Annotated in this window: 16 protein-coding genes; 2 read left to right on the top strand and 14 right to left on the bottom strand. The window is 46.1% G+C overall.

The genetic code is table 11. The features are described 5' to 3' along the window. The first annotated feature begins 230 nt into the window (after window positions 1–230). On the top strand, window positions 231–1,067 hold the full coding sequence (locus tag ACO0KY_RS13835; RefSeq protein ID WP_423046949.1) for an HDOD domain-containing protein: 837 nt from the start codon (window positions 231–233) through the stop codon (window positions 1,065–1,067). A 91-nt stretch (window positions 1,068–1,158) separates the two neighbouring features. Here the strand turns inward: ACO0KY_RS13835 and ACO0KY_RS13830 are convergent, their stop codons facing one another. Further along, window positions 1,159–2,238: an acyltransferase family protein gene (locus tag ACO0KY_RS13830; RefSeq protein WP_423046947.1), complete on the bottom strand. Its 1,080-nt coding sequence runs from the start codon at window positions 2,236–2,238 to the stop codon at window positions 1,159–1,161. 535 nt (window positions 2,239–2,773) lie between these two features. Here ACO0KY_RS13830 and ACO0KY_RS13825 point away from each other — a divergent pair. Continuing rightward, window positions 2,774–4,093 (top strand): MFS transporter, encoded by a 1,320-nt coding sequence (locus ACO0KY_RS13825; protein WP_423046945.1) that lies wholly within the window; start codon window positions 2,774–2,776, stop codon window positions 4,091–4,093. A 19-nt stretch (window positions 4,094–4,112) separates the two neighbouring features. Here the strand turns inward: ACO0KY_RS13825 and ACO0KY_RS13820 are convergent, their stop codons facing one another. The 13 genes from ACO0KY_RS13820 to ACO0KY_RS13760 form a co-directional block, all read right to left on the bottom strand. Next, window positions 4,113–6,485: a PAS domain S-box protein gene (locus ACO0KY_RS13820; protein WP_423046943.1), complete on the bottom strand. Its 2,373-nt coding sequence runs from the start codon at window positions 6,483–6,485 to the stop codon at window positions 4,113–4,115. Beyond that, window positions 6,482–7,327 carry a phosphate/phosphite/phosphonate ABC transporter substrate-binding protein gene (locus ACO0KY_RS13815; protein WP_423046941.1) on the bottom strand — a complete coding sequence of 282 codons (846 nt, stop codon included), beginning with the start codon at window positions 7,325–7,327 and terminating at the stop codon, window positions 6,482–6,484. Before ACO0KY_RS13815 ends, ACO0KY_RS13820 begins: the two co-directional genes overlap by 4 nt. A gap of 318 nt (window positions 7,328–7,645) precedes the next feature. Next, window positions 7,646–8,860 (bottom strand): DUF5009 domain-containing protein, encoded by a 1,215-nt coding sequence (locus ACO0KY_RS13810; RefSeq protein ID WP_423046939.1) that lies wholly within the window; start codon window positions 8,858–8,860, stop codon window positions 7,646–7,648. Beyond that, a complete protein-coding gene (locus ACO0KY_RS13805; protein WP_423046937.1) occupies window positions 8,860–9,987 on the bottom strand; it encodes an ABC transporter ATP-binding protein in 1,128 nt (375 codons plus the stop codon). Before ACO0KY_RS13805 ends, ACO0KY_RS13810 begins: the two co-directional genes overlap by 1 nt. Before the next feature lie 114 nt (window positions 9,988–10,101). Continuing rightward, the gene (gene nagZ, locus ACO0KY_RS13800) at window positions 10,102–11,616 is read right to left on the bottom strand and encodes a beta-N-acetylhexosaminidase (protein WP_423046935.1); all 1,515 of its coding nucleotides are present in this window, start codon (window positions 11,614–11,616) and stop codon (window positions 10,102–10,104) included. Next, entirely contained in the window at window positions 11,613–12,434 is an 822-nt protein-coding gene (locus ACO0KY_RS13795; protein ID WP_423046933.1) for a carbohydrate ABC transporter permease, read from the bottom strand. Before ACO0KY_RS13795 ends, nagZ begins: the two co-directional genes overlap by 4 nt. A 14-nt stretch (window positions 12,435–12,448) precedes the next feature. After that, on the bottom strand, window positions 12,449–13,321 hold the full coding sequence (locus ACO0KY_RS13790; protein ID WP_423046931.1) for a carbohydrate ABC transporter permease: 873 nt from the start codon (window positions 13,319–13,321) through the stop codon (window positions 12,449–12,451). Further along, window positions 13,318–14,493, bottom strand: coding sequence for an ABC transporter substrate-binding protein (locus tag ACO0KY_RS13785; RefSeq protein WP_423046929.1), 1,176 nt, complete (start codon window positions 14,491–14,493; stop codon window positions 13,318–13,320). The genes ACO0KY_RS13790 and ACO0KY_RS13785 overlap by 4 nt, the downstream gene beginning before the upstream one ends. Before the next feature lie 297 nt (window positions 14,494–14,790). Continuing rightward, complete coding sequence (locus ACO0KY_RS13780) at window positions 14,791–15,801, bottom strand: SIS domain-containing protein (protein WP_423047036.1); 1,011 nt, start codon at window positions 15,799–15,801, stop codon at window positions 14,791–14,793. After that, a complete protein-coding gene (gene nagA, locus ACO0KY_RS13775) occupies window positions 15,794–16,906 on the bottom strand; it encodes an N-acetylglucosamine-6-phosphate deacetylase (RefSeq protein WP_423046927.1) in 1,113 nt (370 codons plus the stop codon). The genes ACO0KY_RS13780 and nagA overlap by 8 nt, the downstream gene beginning before the upstream one ends. Then, a complete protein-coding gene (locus tag ACO0KY_RS13770) occupies window positions 16,903–17,637 on the bottom strand; it encodes a GntR family transcriptional regulator (protein WP_186912915.1) in 735 nt (244 codons plus the stop codon). The genes nagA and ACO0KY_RS13770 overlap by 4 nt, the downstream gene beginning before the upstream one ends. 15 nt (window positions 17,638–17,652) lie before the next feature. Beyond that, entirely contained in the window at window positions 17,653–18,597 is a 945-nt protein-coding gene (locus tag ACO0KY_RS13765; protein ID WP_423046925.1) for a BadF/BadG/BcrA/BcrD ATPase family protein, read from the bottom strand. 244 nt (window positions 18,598–18,841) lie between these two features. Further along, complete coding sequence (locus ACO0KY_RS13760) at window positions 18,842–19,549, bottom strand: DUF6445 family protein (protein WP_423046923.1); 708 nt, start codon at window positions 19,547–19,549, stop codon at window positions 18,842–18,844. Between the last annotated feature and the right edge of the window lie 211 nt (window positions 19,550–19,760).

The raw sequence follows: 19,760 nt of genomic DNA, 5'->3' as shown, positions 1-19,760 counted from the left end.
TTTTTCACAGCGATTGAACAACACTTATAAAATATTTAGTAGTATTTTTATAATTTTTAATGTAAAAATGCTAAATCTTGTAAGCCATTTGAAGAACATTCCCGCTTTGAATCAAGATAGAAAAAAACGTTGCCACATGGAAATTTTGTACTATCCTATACAATCAATACCTAGTAATTTACATTTTTTAACACTATCATCAGATCTCAATGTTTCGAGGGAGGCCTTTCATGGATCGCTTAGCCATCTATAAAAATATTGCCGAACAAGCCAATCAGGGTGATTTAGTATTTCCTACCCATGTTGAAGAAACCTTAAAGTTAAAGCGCATCCTCGACAACCCGGATTGTCATCTCGAAACAGCCGCAAAATACATCATTGCAGATCCTGTACTCTCAGCCAGAACAGTAGCCATGGCCAATTCATCGGCATTTAATCGCTCTGGCAACGATATCAACAACGTCCCCATGGCGATCAGCCGTCTCGGCTTTCGCACCCTCAGAACACTAGTAAGCGCGACCCTGGTACGTCAGCTTAATAGTCAGCTACGCGATCCGGTATTAAAACAAAAAGCCAAACAACTATGGGAACATTCAGCCCACGTAGCGGCATTAGCGCAAGTTATCGCCAGACACATCACCAGAGTCGATCCGGATACAGCGATGTTCGCTGGCATCGTGCATGAGGTTGGCGGTTTTTATTTAATTTCGCGTGCTGAGGAGTTTCCCGGTTTACTTGATGGTGAACCTGAAATCTGGCGTGAATACGGTGAAAAATTAATTGGCCGTGGCGTGATGAAGCAATTAGGTATTCCGGAACACGTGATGAAAGCGGCTGAATTACTCTGGCAAGGTATATCTGGTGTGCCACCAGTATCATTAGGTGATACGCTGATATTGGCCAATGATATTGCGCCTGTCATTTCCCCATTACATGAACAAGAAGGCTTGAACACCAAAAAATTCGCCGCCAATATCGATTTTGAAGTCGACGATACGACACTGCAAGAAGTTCTTGATAATGCCGACGACGAAATCGAATCTTTATCGGCTGCATTATTGGTATAACTGCAGTAAAGCTTGAATGGCTAGGACGAGCGCCTTACTTTTTTGTGGATAAAAAATGAAGGGCAGTGTTAATGTAACCGCCCTCTATTCGTCAGATCACTATACGCCAACCCTTGCGCGCCATCCCATACATGAGCGCGGCGAACACTGCGGTAAATACCAACGCAAACGCAAACGACGAAAAGTCCTCACCGAATCGCGCGCCCAACAATGGCAAGAAGACATGTTTGTAAATGGCGTCTCCCCAACCGCTGAATGCAAGCAAACAAGTCGCCACCCATGAACCAGCATAAGCAGCGATGGAATTGATGCCAAAACTACGCCCAATGCCAGGGAAATTCTTGAGATCAATCAGCCAATGAAACGCAGCGATGACGAGATAAGCGGCGCCACTGGTCCAAAACACAAATGAAGCCGTCCACAATTGCTTATTCATTGGCAACCAGTAAGACATCAAATAGCCCACCACCAACATGCCGACACCGATCAGACATAAAGCAGATAATTTGCTTTGACGCAAAAACCAGGCGGCCTGAACACCCAACAAAACACTGGCGAAAGCCGGGAATGTAGAAAAGATACCTTCAGGGTCATGTGCCAGCCCTGTCACCGCATCAAAGCTATAAGCGAAATGACCTAATAACATCGTATCAATATGGTCTGCCAGGTTTTGTCCTGGCAATAAAGATCCGTATGTCAACAGTGCCAAAGTAGAAGTCACCAGGATCAAAGCAGTCAATATCCAACGCTGCATGAAGGAGCGTATGTACAATACGCATAAACCTGCAAAAGCAAAACAAATACCAATTCTTTGCAGCACGCCAAGCAGTCGGAACGCACGCCCATCAATCGTTAACGTAGCAATCAAATGTAATGCCAAGCCCAGACAAAACAAACGTACAGCGCGCCATAGCACGGAAGATCGCAAGTCATTCACGTTGACGCCGCGTTCTAATTGTGGGCTCAATGCAAGAGAAACCGATAATCCGACGATCAGTAGAAAGAAAGGGAAAATAAAATCTGCCGGTGTACATCCGTGCCACTCAGCATGTTCAAGCCATGGGAATACGTGCTCCCAATCACCAGCATTATTGACCAATAACATGGCGGCGACGGTGAGGCCACGAAATACATCTACCGATAAAAAACGACCTTGTTTTTGTTTTTCCACGTACTTTGTCTCCATTTTTATACAAGTAATTTTATTGATGTACTAGAAAGTACTAAAAAAACTACCTTCTTGTCTTTATCAAATAACCCGTGCAAGCTACCTGGCTCTGTGCAGCACAAAAGTCAGCAACAACAAAATTCAGAAGGTCTTACAGTTTCGCATTTGAATTAATTCCAATACCAATTACCGAGAAAATCATCTTCCTGGCATCCTGAAAACAGCAAAAAATAATCTTAGCGATGACAATACCAGTTAATCAATCAACACATGTTAACCCAGCAAATGCAACATCCAGACAGCGCGCTGATAATCGGCGATTTATGGAAGATTCTCAGTGTATTAAAGTAAAAAATATGCTCGATATTTAAACCAAACAAATAATACTGGCACTTAAGTGGCATTGCAAATATAAAACCAGTTGACCTAGGTGACAGGCACTAGTATGTTCTGAATCCTAAGCTTTGCTGTCGACGTTATAAAGATGAAAATTCAAGCCGATCAGCACCATAATAATTTATGCCATTGAGACTATCTTATGACTACTGAAAAGACAGTAAGCGTCCACCCTATGCGTTGGGTACCCACCTTATATCTGGCAGAAGGTTTACCCTTTTATGCCGTCGCCTTGGTCGCAGGTCTGATGTATAAAAGTTTAGGTGTTCCCAATGATCAAATTGCCCGCTGGACTGGCTTGATTGGTTTGGCTTGGGTATTTAAATGTCTATGGAGTCCATTTCTGGAAGCTGCGAGCAGTAAAAAACTGATCGTTGTCTCGTTTCAGCTCATCGGCGGTGTCTGCCTTGGACTAGTCGCATTATCGTTACAAATGCCGATGTATTTTGCGATGAGTATTGCACTACTAGGGGTAGTAGCAATCGCTTCGGCAACCCATGATATCGCTGCCGACGGTTTGTATATTGCCAGTCTCAGTAATAAGCAACAAGCCGCCTACGCAGGTTGGCAAGGTGCTTTCTTTAACGCAGCAAAATTTATATCGCTCGGTGGGCTGGTGATTCTGGCAGGTCATTTAGAAAAGCAAATGGATGCGCATCATGCCTGGATGATCATTTTTGGCATACTCGGTATCATGCTGACAGCGCTCGGTTTATATCATAGCTGGGCATTGCCAGGGACTAAAAACACTAATACTGAAGCATCAATGCGCAGTGTATTCACGACCTTACTCGATGTGATTATCGATTTTTTTAAAAAACCGGGTATCTGGCTTGCAATTACTTTCATCATTTTATTTCGCGCAGGTGAAGGTCAAATTCAAACAATAGGTCCCTTGTTTTTGCGCGATTCACGGGAACTCGGTGGATTAGGTCTGAGTACAGATCAGGTTGGTGTCGTCTATGGAACGGCAGGTACAGTCGCGTTTCTCGGGGGGAGTATTCTCGGTGGTTATTTCGCGTCGTGGCTGGGCTTACGTCGGGCACTGCCTTGGTTGATTTTGGCGATGAATGTACCAAACCTGGTGTTCTTTTTTCTGAGCAGCACGCTGCCCGACAATATGAGCGTGATCGCGACTGCATTGAGCTTTGAAATGTTTGGCTATGGTTTTGGTTTTGTCGGATTAATTCTTTTCATCATGCAAGTTGTGGCGGTCGGCAAATACCAGACTGCGCATTACGCCTTAGGTACTGGTGTCATGCAACTGGGTTTTGTGTTCTTTAAAATGATCAGTGGCGATATTCAGGTTGCTTTGGGATACAAGAACTTTTTTGTATGGGTATTAATCTCAGCTATTCCTGTTTTGATACTGACACGCTTTGTCAAGATTAAGGACGGCACACCAGCGACCAATGATACTGTCGTCACAGATCAAAGCATGGAAGCAAATAGCAAAGCTTAATCGGCAACCAATAGCGCCCTCAGATTGGCGCCTTTAACGGGATGTTGAGAGTAAATACGGTACCCTTGCCATAAATGCTCTCAACACTCAAATTCCCCCCTAAAGTTTTGGTGGCAATATTGTGTACGATGTTCAAACCTAAACCTGTTCCACCACGCCCTAATTTGGTAGTGTAAAACGGATCAAAAATTCGTGATAGGTGATCTGTTTCTATCCCGACGCCATCATCCGTAAAAATAATTTGAACCGTATTGTCGTCAAGTAGAGATGCGCTCAAATACATCTCGCCTTGATCTTTATCCTCAAATGCATGCGCCAGAGAATTGGTGATTAAATTTGTCACGACCTGCTCTAACGGACCAGGGTAACTATCCATCAATATCCCTGAAGGAACCTCAAAATTAAAACGGTAAGGCGTTTTGCGTAACATCGGACTCAATACTGCAACCACATCGACGATAACGTCATGCAAATCAAATGGCCGGCGTTGTTCTGTGGTCTGGTCGACAGCAACATGTTTAAAATTGTTAACGAGATCACTGGAGCGATTTAACGCACGGATTAAAATAGAGGTTCCCTCATCAGCATCGCTCAGATACTCACTGAGACTCGATTTGCGTAAGCCACCTTCAGCAAATAATTGATTCACATGTTTGGTTTTTTCACGCAAAGTGCTCGCCACTGTCAGGCTATTACCAATCGGCGTATTGAGCTCATGCGCGACTACGGCAACGATATTTCCTAAAGCTTTGAGCTTTTCTGAGCGTATCAACTCATCCTGCGCCAGCTGTAATTTTTCCATGGCTGCAGCTAACTCATCGTTGGCTGTTTTCAGTTCCGCGGTTCTCACAACAACTCTTGATTCGAGTTCATCATTAAGCTTACTCAGTGCAGCTCTAGCCTCAACTTGTGGCGTAATGTCTCGGGCGATCCCCAAAAAGCCGACGACGTTTTCAAACTCATCGCGCATCGTTGTGACGACAAGGGAAACATTAATACGTTTGCCGCTTTTGTGAATATACGTCCAGTTAGTGAAATCAGAACCATCTCTAATCGCTATCGCGGTAAAAATCTCGATACCAGAAATATGGCGCGAAAATTGTTTAGATAATTGCCGGCTCCGTTCGCGCAATTCTTCTTTGTCGTGAAAAGGTGCTGGTGTCAGTCTGCCCAAAAACTCATCTGCGCTATATCCCAACATCTTTTCTGCGCCACTATTGAACATCGTTATTTTGCCGTAGACATCCGTCGCTATGATCGAGACTTCTGAAGCTGCATCAAGCACTGCCTGAAGTTTGCGACGGCTCATCTCCACCTTCACTTCGGATTCAAGACGCTCCGTAATATCTTTACAGATAGTGACAATGTGAGGAACTCCATCAATGTTCAGAAGCTTTGCTGACAACAGTATCGCTTTTACCGTACCATCCTTAGCCAGAATGGATGTCTGATAATCACTCACATAGCCGTTAACTTTAACAATTTTTACCCAACGTTTGCGATTTTCTATATCGAGCCAAATTCCCATTTCCAGGCTGGTTTTACCCATGGTCTCATTACGTGTGTAGCCAGTTATTGCTTCAAAACCCGCGTTCGCATAGACGATCATGCCATTGTCTAATTTGCTCAGTGTCAGGTAATCAGGAACTGCTTCAAATACCGACTGCAATCGTTCGGCGGTTTCACGTTGTTGCTGTTCACTATGCTTTAAGGTGAGAATATCGCGCTCTAATTGTTCTCCCATAACATTTAAAGCGCGTCCTACTATCCCAACTTCGTCATTACCTGTATGCGCAATGCGCAGTCCATATTCACCACGAGAGATTGCGTTTGCAGCGACTTCAAGACGTTTTAAATGACGTGTCAGCCAAGAACCTAGTAAAGCGATAAAAATAAAAGACAGTAAAATCTCTACCGCGGCAATCAGAATAGATTCTTTCAACAAATTGTTACGTGCATCCAGTACAAATTGGGTATTCACGCCAAACATCAAATCACCATAGGGCAAACCAGCCAATGTGACAGGCAAGCGTGCATCAATGCGCGTTGGGCTTTTTGCGGCTTGAAAATGGGAAAGGTCCTGTGGCAATTCACTATCCCAACCATTCGAGACGATCAAATGATGATCATGATCAAACAAAAGAAAATAAACAATACCGTCTTTGCGACGACTACTGCGAAACACATCGTTAATCGCAGCGTAATCTTCTTGAGCGAGCGCTGGGGCGATGGATGCATTCAATAAGACTGAGACTTCTTTCAACCGAAGATCGACCAATTGCACCATGTGATCATGATTGAGCCGTAAACTATTAGCAACCAAAAAGCTCAGCATGACCACTTCTACCAGTACGCAGCCTAAAACCAATTTCCAACGTAACGACAATCTCATTGCAAATCCAGATACTTTAAGGTTTTAGGAAGAAATTTATCCAATTCAGGCATACTCGACAACTCAATTTTTTTTACCCCACCAAACCGACTATTTTTTAAAAATTGCGCGCCAGCCTCAGTTTCTGGCAAATTGAGCAATGCCGACGTCAAGGCCAGCCTTTGTTTCTCAGATAATCGCGAAGAAAACGAGATCATCATATTTGGCAAGGCCTGAGTACGAAAAATTTCACGACAACAACGCGCTTGTTCTTCAGGCATTTGATCCAAGGCAAAATGAGCGGCTATCGCAGCGTCATTTTCGCCTTTAACTATGGACAACAGAGCTGCGTTCTGATTCAAACTTGGCCTGACTATCAAATCACCTTCACGTATATGGTCTTCTTGAAGCGCTTTGAATACCGCTAAATTAACCAACACTGCCCGGTCAGTGACAGCCAGCTTCTTCCCCCGCAAATCGGCCAATTTAAGCATATTGGAATTATCCGCCACAAACACGGAACCATACAAATCATTAGTAAATTGAATAGCGGGAATATAACCAGCTCTTTTTTGTAGCAATCTGGAAAGATGTGCAGACATGATGAGCACATCATAATCTTGGTGTAGCGATTTTTTTAAGATACCAGGTACATCAGTAGCTGTATAAAGTTCAACCGGGATTCCAGTTTGTTGTTGCAATTGCTCACGAACCGGAGCAAACAAGGTGATTAGAACCTGAGGGGAAAGGTATGGAAGAATGCCGACCTTGATATTGCGCTGCAATTCAGCGGCATCGGCCATAGACATAGCAAATACAAAAAGTAAAGCCAGCCAGCGTAGACGGATCAATGTCCAGGACATCTAACAAGCTCCATCAAAAATATGCTTTAACAATAAGATATTCAGCAATAAACTTGCTGCAAAGAATGTCCAATTATTGCATGCAGGCGAATCGCGGGCTATAAGTCTTGGATCGCAGTGTAGTGAAAAGCTAGAAAATGTATTTTTTTGATACGTTAGCATGTTAAACATAAAAACGGTTACCCAGCAAGCGCATCAATAGCAATAAAAATAACAAGCTGGGACACCCCACCCGACGAGTCCAATATAAAAATTGAACAAGACAAAAAAGGCAGAATCTTTAAAAAAATTATACTCAAGCCTGCCATTATTACATTGTCACAATTTTAATTTTAATCCTAACCTATTCAAAAACTTTACGAGGTAAATTAACAGCCCGACGTAAATAAGGCTCGATAGCATTCCAAAGATGCCAGTCCGCAATATGGGTAACAATTCGAGTTGCAAGTACTGTGAAGCACTATAAATCAAAAACGGCAACAAATAGATCAGCAGCGAATTTTTTGCCGGGGAAAGCAAAAACTGATACCAGTTTTCCCATCGCATAACATCAATTACCAGATAGAGTAATGAACTAATAGCGCTGCAAAAAGCGATTGAAAACCACGCCCACGAGGGTGTTGCATGAATTTTTGAAATCGGAAAATAGCGATGCAAGATCGTCGCAATCATGAATGCACTAACACTCCAGATCAACAATAAGCGCAAACGTTGATACTGTTCTGCTACAGTTGTCGCGGGCAAACCATACAACATCTGCGAAACACATGCACCGCATAGCACCAACATGGTATGCGTGAACTGATTCGCTTCGTCTCGCAGACAATGCAGCGCCGGAATTTGAGACAAATACTGTGGCTGGAAAAGTATAAATCCAAGCAAGCACAGGAGTTGACTAACTATGATGGCCGGTAGCGAAAGACCAAAGAAAATCGCCACTAAACTGGCAAATAGCGACGCCCAACCTATCAAGCCAAGTATACCCCACCATTGTACTTGCAATCCTGATTGGCCATCCTCACCGCCGCGATAAATCAGAGCTAAAGCCACCAATACGGCAATGCCTAGCCAACGTAAGAACAAACTGCTGCGCGGAGACAATTTACTCGCAACATGCCACACCATTATCATCGCGACTAATGAAAATGCGGACCATAAATGGATAGAGACAGGCATGGCTTTTTGCTGGAACCCCTCTTCAGCATTCACCATCATCACACCAATGACGATCAGCGAAAGTGAACGCAGCAGCTGATGCGCCAGCAGGTTAGATCGATTTGCGCCAGCCCGCTGCCGCTGCTTTAGCGCCAGCGGCAGAGATAAGCCGACGATGAATAAGAAGGCAGGAAAAACCAAATCAGCCAAAGACATGCCGTCAACATCTGCAGGCATATGATTCAACCAAAGCGGCACGCCAGAAACTCCCGCTAAGTCGTTCACAAATATCATCAACAAAATCGTGATACCGCGAAAGACATCAATGCTCAGACTTCGATTACCTGTGCTAATACAATTGACGGTAGCCGTATTCATCAAACTTCACTCACCAGAGTCGAAGTCAAACGCGACAACGCTGCACCCGCTTTAGTAAAGGCATAACAATGCTCTGCTTCTACTTTCAGGCACAATTTTTGACCCGCCAGTAAAAACTGATGCGTTGCCGGGAATTTTGCAGCTAACAGATTTTCGGCACCAGGAAAATTCGCATAAACGATATACGTGTCGCCTAAATGCTCAACAAAATTCACGTTAACATTCAGTTGATTTTGCTCTGTTTCACGAGCATCACTGAGGGACAGATGTTCCGCTCTTATTCCTATGGTCAGCTTATCGCCAATTTGTATGTCACTAGCATCGACCAAGACTTGCAAAAGACTACCATCCGTCAATTGCACGATTAAACCTTGAGCGCTGGCAGTCATCGCAGAGGCAGATAAAAAATTCATTTTTGGTGACCCGAGAAAACCAGCCACAAACAAATTAGCCGGATGTTCATACAATGCCAATGGCGTACCAACCTGCTCAATAACGCCGCCGTTAAAGACGGCGATACGCTGTCCCAGCGTCATTGCTTCTACCTGATCATGCGTGACATAAATCATGGTTGACTGCAATTCTCTATGCATTTTGCTGAGTTCTATACGCATTTGTACGCGTAGGCTGGCATCAAGATTAGACAATGGTTCGTCAAACAAAAATAGTTGCGGTTGACGCACGATCGCGCGGCCGATAGCAACCCGTTGTCTTTGTCCACCTGACAGGTCGCGCGGCTTACGATCCAGCAAATGTATGATTTGCAATGCTGCGGCGGCTTTGTGAACGGCGTTGGCAATTTCAGACTTAGCCATTGCGGACAAACTCAGACTAAACGCCATATTTTCAAATACCGTCATATGCGGATATAGAGCATATGATTGAAACACCATGGCTAAACCACGTTGTGCTGGTGGCGTGTCGTTCATTCGCGCACCACCTATCAGTAACTCGCCTTCATCGATTTCTTCCAGACCCGCAATCATGCGCAGCAATGTCGATTTACCGCAACCAGACGGTCCCACGAATACCATGAACTCGCCATCTTGTATGTGCAAATCGATATGTCGCAATACCTGATTATTGCCATAGGATTTTGCGAGTTGTTGAAGTCTGACGTCGGCCATGATTTGTCTCTGATGATTTTATTTTTTTTAAACGGGTTTTTCAGATCAGCAGATTGAGCCTCAAAGGCCTGGCTCAATCTGCTGATCTTCTCTGTGCAAGGATTTGAAATATGCTCAGTTAAATCCGTGAACAGGAATTTTTCCGTCTGCACTGATTTCACCGGCAAACCAGGCGCGCGCAGCATCCACCGCGGGTGGCGCAAAGCCATATGTCATCAAGGCTGGTGCCTGAATATCCAACATTTGAAACGGATTCCACAACACCAGATGCAAATCAGGCTTCCAGCTATCGCGGACTTGTTGGCTGTATCGAATACGTACTGTGGATGCCAGGATCACAAAGCGACCATCTTGCGGCAAAGCGTTCCAGTCAAAGCTATTGGCGTCTTCAAAACAAACCGTCTCAACGTCGTACACGCTGCTGAGCATGGCCGTGACTTTTTCGGCAGGAATACCTGCTTCAGAAACGCCATCACTCACCACGTCAGCACTGATGACCAGACGCACCTTACTACCTTTGGCTGGTGCGACTGGATTGCCGCTGACTGTCAATCCACGCTTCCAAGCGGACGACATCAAAATACGGTCTGCCATGTCTGATTGATATGCAGTAGATTGACATGGATAAGCATCGGTCAGGCTACGCACACGCGCCAGGCGTTGAGCAATTTCTTCACGGGTAATCTGACCACTCGCAATGACTTCAGTTAAGGCTTCGAGCGTTTCAATTTGCGTTTCTGTTGTACCCAAGGCCATCACCAGATCAGCACCAGCTAACAAGGCTTTCACTGCGGCATTGCCGACGCCGTAGCGACCAGCAATTGCATGCATGTCCATACCATCGGTAATGACAACGCCTTGATAATTCCACTGATCACGCAACAAGCCGGTCAGAATAGGCTTAGACATCGTTGCCGGGTTGTCTGCATCCAAAGCTGGATAAACGATGTGTGCGGTCATCATTGCTGGCGCGTTGCGGCTCACTGCAATCTGGAATGGAGCTAATTCCAAAGCCTGCAATTGTTCCAGTGATTTATCCACGGTCGGCAAGTCGCGATGTGAATCGACATTGGTATCGCCATGGCCTGGGAAGTGTTTGACGCAGCACGCCACGCCTTCGGACAAACTGCCGTCCATCCATGCCAGCGCCAATTCGCTTGCGCGTTGTGGATCAGAGCCAAATGAGCGTTCCGAGATGACTGGGTTATCGACGTTATTATTCAAATCCAGTACGGGAGCAAAATTCCAGTTAAATCCTAAAGCCTTCACACCACGTGCTACGGCTGCACCAACCTGACAACATAATTCTGGATCATCACTAGCACCGAGTGACATTGCTGCAGGTGGTTGCGGTACCCAGGTGGCACGGACTACCGCCCCACCCTCTTGATCAATAGCGATCAGCGACTCCGGGCCCATCGCTTCACGCAAATCAGATGTCAATTTTTTGAGCTGAATTTCATCTGTCATATTGCCGCGGAACAGGCAGATGGCACGGATGTGATGTTGCTTCAAATAATGTGCTGATTCTTCATCCAGACTGGTGATTGGCATGCGTATCATCACTAACTGGCCCGCCAACTTACGTGCTTCTTCAAGGCTCATTACATACTGTTTGTCTTGCGTCATTTCACTGCTCCATCCATACCGCGCATAAAAAAGCGCTGAGTAAATAAAAAGGCGACCAGAATTGGTGCGACTGTCAAAATTGTTCCCGCTGCAATAACGCGGGTGCTGCTGCCGTAGGTGCCGCGCAAATATAAAACACCTGCTGACAAAGGAAAATCTTCCGGCTTAGCAATGATGATCGATGGCCAGATATATTCATTCCATGCTTCCACCGCCGTCAAAATGCCGACCGTTGCCAACCAAGGCGTAATCAATGGTAAAACGATGCGGTAAAAGATCGTCCATTCTGTTGCACCATCCACCCGCGCTGCATCTAACAAATCCTGCGGCACCTCATCAAACGCCTGCTTGAGCAACAAAATAGAAACGGCGGTCACAACATTGGGCAATACCACACCGGTATAGGTATCAACCAGACCTAGTTTTGTCATGCTAATAAAGTTGACCAAAAAATTCACTTCAGAAGGCAAGATCATCGTTGCGAGAATGATGCCCAGTATCAATTTACTGCCGCGAAATTCCATCCTCGATAAAGGATAAGCGGCCAGCGAACAAATCACTAATTTCCCGAGTACCGTCGCAACTGTAATCAACAACGAATTTTTATAAAACGCCAGGATGGGTATGACCCGAAAGACTTCAATAAAATTATCCAACGAGATGCCTTGCGGCCAAAACGTCGGCGGGAATTCAAACATATTTCCTTTGGTAGAAATGGCGACGACAAAAGTCCACCAAAACGGGAAAACGCAAATCACAGCGATCACGCCAAGCACCAGATACTGCGACACGATACGGAAAATTTTATGATGATTCATTTTGGCTGCCAATTTCATTCGCGGTGCCTTGGCTTCAGATATTTCAGACACGTAAAGGCGATACCTATGCAGCACACAGACACCACAAAACTGGCAGCTAAACCGCGCGGCAATTTTAAATGTTTTAAACCTTGATCATACGCATAGTAGAGCGCAGTAAACGTCGAGTTCATCGGCCCGCCTTGCGTCAGCACATCGACTTCCTGATACGCTTTTAATGCCGCCAATACGGACATAATGCTGCACACCATGATGGTTGGATATAGCATAGGCACGGTGATGCGCCAGAAACGTTGCCAACGATTTGCGCCATCGAGTATGGCGGCTTCTTGCATCTCTGAAGGCAAAGATTGCAAAGCCGCCAGATACATCACCATATACCAACCCAGACCGCGCCAGAAAGACACAAACATGATGGCAAATAAAGCTAATGCATCATCAGACAACCAACCTAAGGGCGTGTGTATCAAATGTAATTGCAACAGCACATAATTGAGCGTGCCTTGCTCATGAAACATAAAACCCCACATAATGCCCACCACAGAAACGGTCGTCACTACGGGTACATAATACGCGGCACGGAACCAGCGAATCGCAGGCAATTGATTGTTGACCAGCACCGCCAGACTGATCGCACCGATCTGGGTAAATGGCACGACCAATAAAAAAATCAGTGAATTTTTCAGTCCGGTTAAAAACATATCATTGCTAAACAAAGCCTGATAATTATCCAGGCCAACCCAATGCGTGGTTCGCATCAGACTAAAATCGGTGAAGCTTAAATACGAACCGTAAAACACCGGCCAGAACGAAAACGCCGCCAGCAACAGCAATGCGGGGGCCAGAAAGGCGTAGGCTAATTTAGATGAATGGCGGTAATGACTCATGGCCTGTGTACCTTGGCTAATTTCTTGTTCCAGATCACAACAGCTTCATTGAGGGAAGTCTGGATGTCGGCTTTTCCGGTAACGCCAGCCTCAACTGCTTTCACCAGAAAACGACGTAATTCGTCATAATCATCGATACCGGCAACATATAAGCTACGTGCTGAATTCATCGAGTTTGCGGCCACGGCAGATGCTAATTCTGCCGCACCAGCATTGACTGGCAATTGTTTGAAATACGGATTGGCTAAGGCTTGCTTCGTGATTGGCATGACGCCAGCCAAACGAGCAAAAGCAAGTTGACTGCGATCACCGGTCAGGTAACGTGCAAATTCTGCGACTGCTGGTACGTCTTGTGACTTCACACCTTTAGGAATCGCGAAGTGAAACATCCAGCCACCGTCGTTAATACCTGTGGGGCCTGCTGGCATAGGAAAAATGCCGGTTTGCGCATAGATGTCAGGTGCATCAGTTTGTATGCGTTTGATCGCCGTGGGAGCACTCACCATGACCGCTAATCGCCCTCCCAGATAAGCATCGACGACAGCTGGAAAATTGTCTTCAGCGAACAACTTATCTTTTAAAAAACCATTGGCTTTGTAGGTTGCTGCCAGTTTTTTAACTAAGGCTACATGCGCTGGCGAATTAAAAACCGCCTTGCCATCAACGATCAAATCCAGCCCTTGCTGCATCATGAAGCCGTCGATTTTACCTAAAGCGGGTGCATAGCCTGGTTTGCCAGTTTTGGCGGCCACCTTTACGGCCAGTGCTAACAGCTCATCCATATTTTGAGGCGCTTGCGTGATGCCCGCTGCTGCCAATAGTTGGCGATTATAGGCAATCACATTGACGTTGCTGTAATGTGGGAAGCCATACACTTTTCCATTGAAGCGCAAATCTGCTAATGCCGCATCCGTGTATGGCATCGCTTGACCCGGCATGGTTAAATACGCATCCAAGGGTTCCAGCAAGCCATCGCGTGCCATTTCCTCAGCCCAGGGCACACTGAGATTGACCAGTGCTGGGGGTTTGCCTGCGGCAATGGCGGTGATCAACTTGAGCTGCAAGATGTCCCAAGGAAAATCCACCCAGACGATCTGAACGCCGGGATGAGTAATCTCATAGTCACGCACCAGATCATGAAAATACGGAATAAATTTGGGCTTAAGACTCATGGTCCAGAATTCGATTTTCTGAACTGCAAAAGCCGAGGTCTGAAAAGAAAGCAGCAAAACAAAGGTGCTGATGATCTGAGCGAAAACAAGCCTGCCGTCTCGCTTGCGACTGGCAACGATTTTGCTAGAAATACGCGAATTAAATATACTCCCCCATTTTTTTAAAAAATAGTGCATCTAACCGATACCTTTATTAGAATATTTTTTAATACTGAGAGGGAGTATGTTTTTATACATTAAAAAAATTTCACACCAACCTGAAGATGCTTAGTTGGGTTTAGTTGGGTTTAGTTGGGTTTAGTTGGTTTTAGTCACTTTGCTCAAATGACGTGGTTTATCAGGATCAAGTCCGCGTGCCACTGACAAGTTAGCCGCCATCACATAAAACGCCTGAATCGCCACGATAGGATCAAGGTCAGGAGTCGCTGCAACAGGCAAAGTAAGATTACGTTCTTTAATATTATCCGGTGCTGCCAGCAATACATTCGCACCGCGGCCACGCATTTCTTCGGCGAGCTTGATCAAACCATCTTGTGCCGGCCCACGCGTTGCGAAGATCAACAAAGGATAACCATCATGAATCAAGGCCATAGGACCATGCTTGATCTCTGCACCACTAAATGCTTCTGCTTGAATAACTGAGGTTTCTTTAAACTTCAATGCCGATTCCAAGGCAACCGGGAAACTGATACCACGCCCCACCACCATAATGCGTTGTGCTGGCGTCAGCACTTCTAATGCAGGTGACCAATCTAATTGAGTCGCTGCTGTCAGCGCTTCAGGCAACTGTTCTATCGCATCTAAAAATGCCGCGTCGTTTTGCCAATGACCTGCGAGACGAGCACCAGCGACCAACGAAGTGATAAAACTCTTGGTGGCAGCAACACTCAGTTCTGGACCGGCATGTAAAGGCATAGTCCATTGTGCTGCTTGGGCTAAAGGCGAGGTAGCATCATTCACGAGCGCTACCGTGGTGGCGCCACCCTGACTGAAATAGGAGATAGGCTCTACCACGTCAGGGCTCTGACCAGATTGGGAAATAGCAATTGCCAATGCATCTTTTGCCAGCAATGGTGCTTTATTCAAAGTCACCAAAGACATCGGTAAGGATGCGACGATGCGTCCCAGTCTTTGCATGATCAGATACGCAGCGTAATTCGCTGCATGGTCAGAACTACCACGCGCAACAGTCACGACTGAAGTCGGCGGTTTGGCGCGCAGATGAGCACCAAGCTCAACATAGCGTTCACGATCCTGGGTTAATTGATAAGCGACACGTTCTGCGGAAGAACAGGCTTCTTTAAGCATTTGCGAGGTCAATCTTTTCTCCTTCTACATACACAGCAATGAGGTTGAGCTGACGATCCAGCACAACGAGGTCGGCAAACGCGCCCGCTTTCAAACGGCCACGTTCAGATAATCCGAGGTAATCAGCGGCGTAAGTAGAAACCCGTTTGGAAGCGTCTTCCAAATCAAGTCCGATACTGACCAGATTGCGCAAAGCCTGATCCATGGTCAGGGTACTACCTGCCAGCGTGCCGTCTTCGAGGCGCACACCGCCCAAACATTTATGCACCACCTGACGACCGAGCATGTATTGCCCATCAGGCATACCCGAGGCAGCCGTAGAATCAGTCACGCAAAACAAATGAGGAATAGCCCGCATTGCGGCTTTAATTGCACCAGGATGTACGTGTAATAAATCAGGAATAATTTCCGAAAACTCGGCATGAGCTAGGGCTGCACCAACCATACCCGGAGCTCGATGATCAAGACGCGACATCGCGTTGTACAAATGAGTAAAACCCTTAGCGCCATTTTGCAAAGCAGCGACACCATCTTCATACGTGCCCAATGTATGACCAATCTGCACCTGCATACCCATCGAACACAGTTCGCTGACCAGTTGCAAATGCCCTTCCATTTCAGGCGCAACGGTAATGAGTTTAATCGGCGCAATCGCATCCAGATGTTTTACTTGTGCGAGCGAACCAATATCAGCAAAATCGGGCTGCGCACCAAGCTTACCCGGATTAATGTACGGCCCTTCCAGATGCACGCCAAGCACTCTTGCAGCACCAGCGGGTCTTTGCTCGATCACAGGTTGTATCGCACGCAGTGCCGCTTCAATATCGGCCATTGGCGCGGTCATGGTGGTCGCCAGCAAACTGGTCGTCCCATGTTTAGCATGTTGACGTGCAATCACTTGCACTGCGTCTCCGGCTTCCATGGTGTCTTTACCACCAGCGCCATGCACATGCAAATCCACAAAGCCAGGCAAAATAAAATACTCTGGTTCAGCAGAAAAATCACTCGCCTCGATGCTTTCAATTTTTTCCGAAAACTGAATTTCACCATTTACCCAGCCTTCTGGCGTGAGTATTTTTCCTTGCAATTGTTGATTCACACTCATCTGAACAACTCCGCCACGAAGTCGTAGTAATCGCTACGGCAGTACGAATGCGAAAGCTCAATCGCGGTGCCATTTGGTAAGTAGCCAACGCGGGTGATAAACAACATGGCAGCGCCTTGTTTGATATCTGCCAATCGGGCTTGTTCAGGTGTCGCATTTACTGCGCGAATATGTTGCAACGCGCGGGTCGGCGCAACATTGTGTGACTCCAAATAGCCGTACAAACTATCTGTGACCAATTTTGGGTTTGGCATATACATCGCTGGCACGGTGGTACTTTCAATCGCCATCACCACGTTATCTGCTGTACGCAGACGCTTCAGACGCGATACAACGGTATTTGGCGACAAGCCCAGAGATAAAATTTCTTCCGGCGATGCAATGCCAGTTTCACGGGAAATCCAGCGTGATCCAGGCACAAAACCGCGTTGACGCAACTCTTCACTAAAGTTGGTCAGACGGGATAAAGGTTGCTCCAACTTCGGCGTAATATAAGTGCCAGAGCCATGTTTGCGCGTCAGCAAACCACGCTCACACAACATATCTATGGCTTTACGCGCTGTGACGCGGGAAATCTGCAAAACCTCGGACAGCATACGCTCTGAGGGCAGTGCCTCATCAGGCTGCCACTGTCCGCTATGGATGCCGTTCGCCAGCTTATTTGCCAATTGCAAATAGAGCGGCGTAGAGCTCTCGTTATCAGGTTTAAAATCGTCCAGTTGTGTCAGCATTTTTTGTCTCTCTTGTTATATTTTTTGCAGATAATGTTGAATCAAAATCAAAGCACCGCTCGCTGAATCTCCCTGCGGTTTTTGCGCTCTTTGTTGCAATTCCAATGGTAAATAATGCGTCATCACCGCGGCCAGACCACCACACAAGGCGATCGGCAATTGTCCGCTAGTGTCGAGTGCATGCGCCATTGCTTGCACCTCGCGACCTGCGGCCAGGATGATATTACGCGCCACATCTACTTCTGCGGCACAACGAATCACGATCGGCGCCAATTCGGCATAGCGGGTTTGGTTAGCACTGGCAAGCCACGCAAAAACCGCATCTTTATTGCCACCACAATGCGCCAATACCGCAGCCGAAAATGGATTCGCAGTAGCCCGGCCATCGAGCGTACGTTGCAAGTGATTGACTGCATGCAAGCCCAACCATGCACCACTTGCCTCATCACTGACAGGAAAACCCCAACCACCAACCTCGCGCCGCTGACCATCCGCTTGCAGCACTTCACCAACACTACCCGTCCCCAATGCTATAACCACACCTGGCTGTCCAAGATGTGCGCCGAGCAAAGTGGTATAAGCATCTGTTTCCGCTTTTAGTACGGCGAAACCAGGATTAAGCGCGATAAACTCAGCAGCCCATTGAACATTATTCACACCAGCCAAGCCGCAACCGATGGCCATTGCAGATAATTCTGGCATCGCCAGATTGGCATCCTGAAACGCCTGACGAATTGCAACCAGAATAGAATCCCACGCTTTTTGCCGTCCATGAACCAGACCAGATGGCCCACCAGCGCCGCGCGCCAACTCAGTACCATTTCCATCAGCTAACACCACTCGCGTGCCAGTACCACCACCATCGACACCAATCAGATAGCTTAACTTGCGTGCTTGTTCAACGCTCTTAGTCTGGCTCGGTGTTACCAGAGTTGCCTGCGGTGTGTGTAAATTATTCATTGATATATTTATAGCGAGCAAATTTTCCGAAACGCAATTTACGCTTGAAGTTCTGTTAAACTAAAGTACTTCACTGTAAAGTTTTTTTATAGTGGTTGTCAATAGGTATTTAAGTGGTATTGTATCGAAATAATGCTAAGCTCAAATACCTCTTTGCTTTTTATGTGTCCTAATAAAACAAAAATACTGTTTGACGTATAGCGCTTCTCCAACCACCTCCCAATCAAACCAGATCCGTTTATCATCAGAAATCGTAAAAGGTATTCACCGTCAGACGTCCAGAATCTGGATTCGCATTGATACTAATTACCGGATTGATGCACGCAGAATGCAGTAAGCTGCCGCGATAAACCACCAACCGGTTAAATTTTGCTGGGATCATCCCCAGAAAAGTAAACTGAGAGTTCGATTCATCAAAATATCTTTGCGGTGGTCGTTCCGCATTAATTTCTTCGTAATAAATGTCAAGGTAGCTTTCACGATTGCCAGCAGTAATTTGCTGCAGACCAGTCTTCTTATGCCGATAGAAACCAGTCCCTCCATGCTGCTGATCGCAAAGATAAAGTAACACTGCCATATGATTTGGCGTACTGGCATCAAAATGTGGCGTGCATTGCAAGGGACCCAACTCGTTTGCTGGCGTGGTCGTCAACGAAAACATGCAGATACTCTTGCGTACAGCCAATACCTCTGGCACATCAAAATTTGCTTTAATAACTGGTTCTAGTAACTCGGTCAGGTTGAACGAATACTGCTCTGGTGCTTTAGCGCGCACGCCAGGATATCCTTTACCGTCCCGCACTCCAGGATAAGGTTCAAACTGACTTTGCATCGCAATTTCTTTTAGAGCCTTCGGATCCTGCAAAAAATTATCGATGATCAAGGCATAATGCTCGCCTATCTTCACTGACTCAATGACGGGCGGCATACTAATTGCAAAACGAGTGTCCATATAATCGTCGATGAGGTATCTGAAAATATCGGTATTTCTTCATTATATGAGGCATCCACCGGCACCGTAATTGCGCAGTGATCACCACAGTCATACGTAAAAATCACAGACTAAAGGAGGGACTATATTTTGACAATCCCACGCATCAATCTGGCATGGGTTTCAAAAAAAGCCCGGCATAAACCGGGCTTTTTTATACATCAAACTTACA

Origin of the sequence: Undibacterium sp. Dicai25W (genome assembly GCF_049340505.1) — a bacterium.
In the GTDB taxonomy this organism is placed as follows: Bacteria; Pseudomonadota; Gammaproteobacteria; order Burkholderiales; family Burkholderiaceae_D; genus Undibacterium; species Undibacterium jejuense.
Note: the sequence above shows the minus strand (reverse complement) of the source record. Positions and strands in the feature narration are given on the sequence as shown.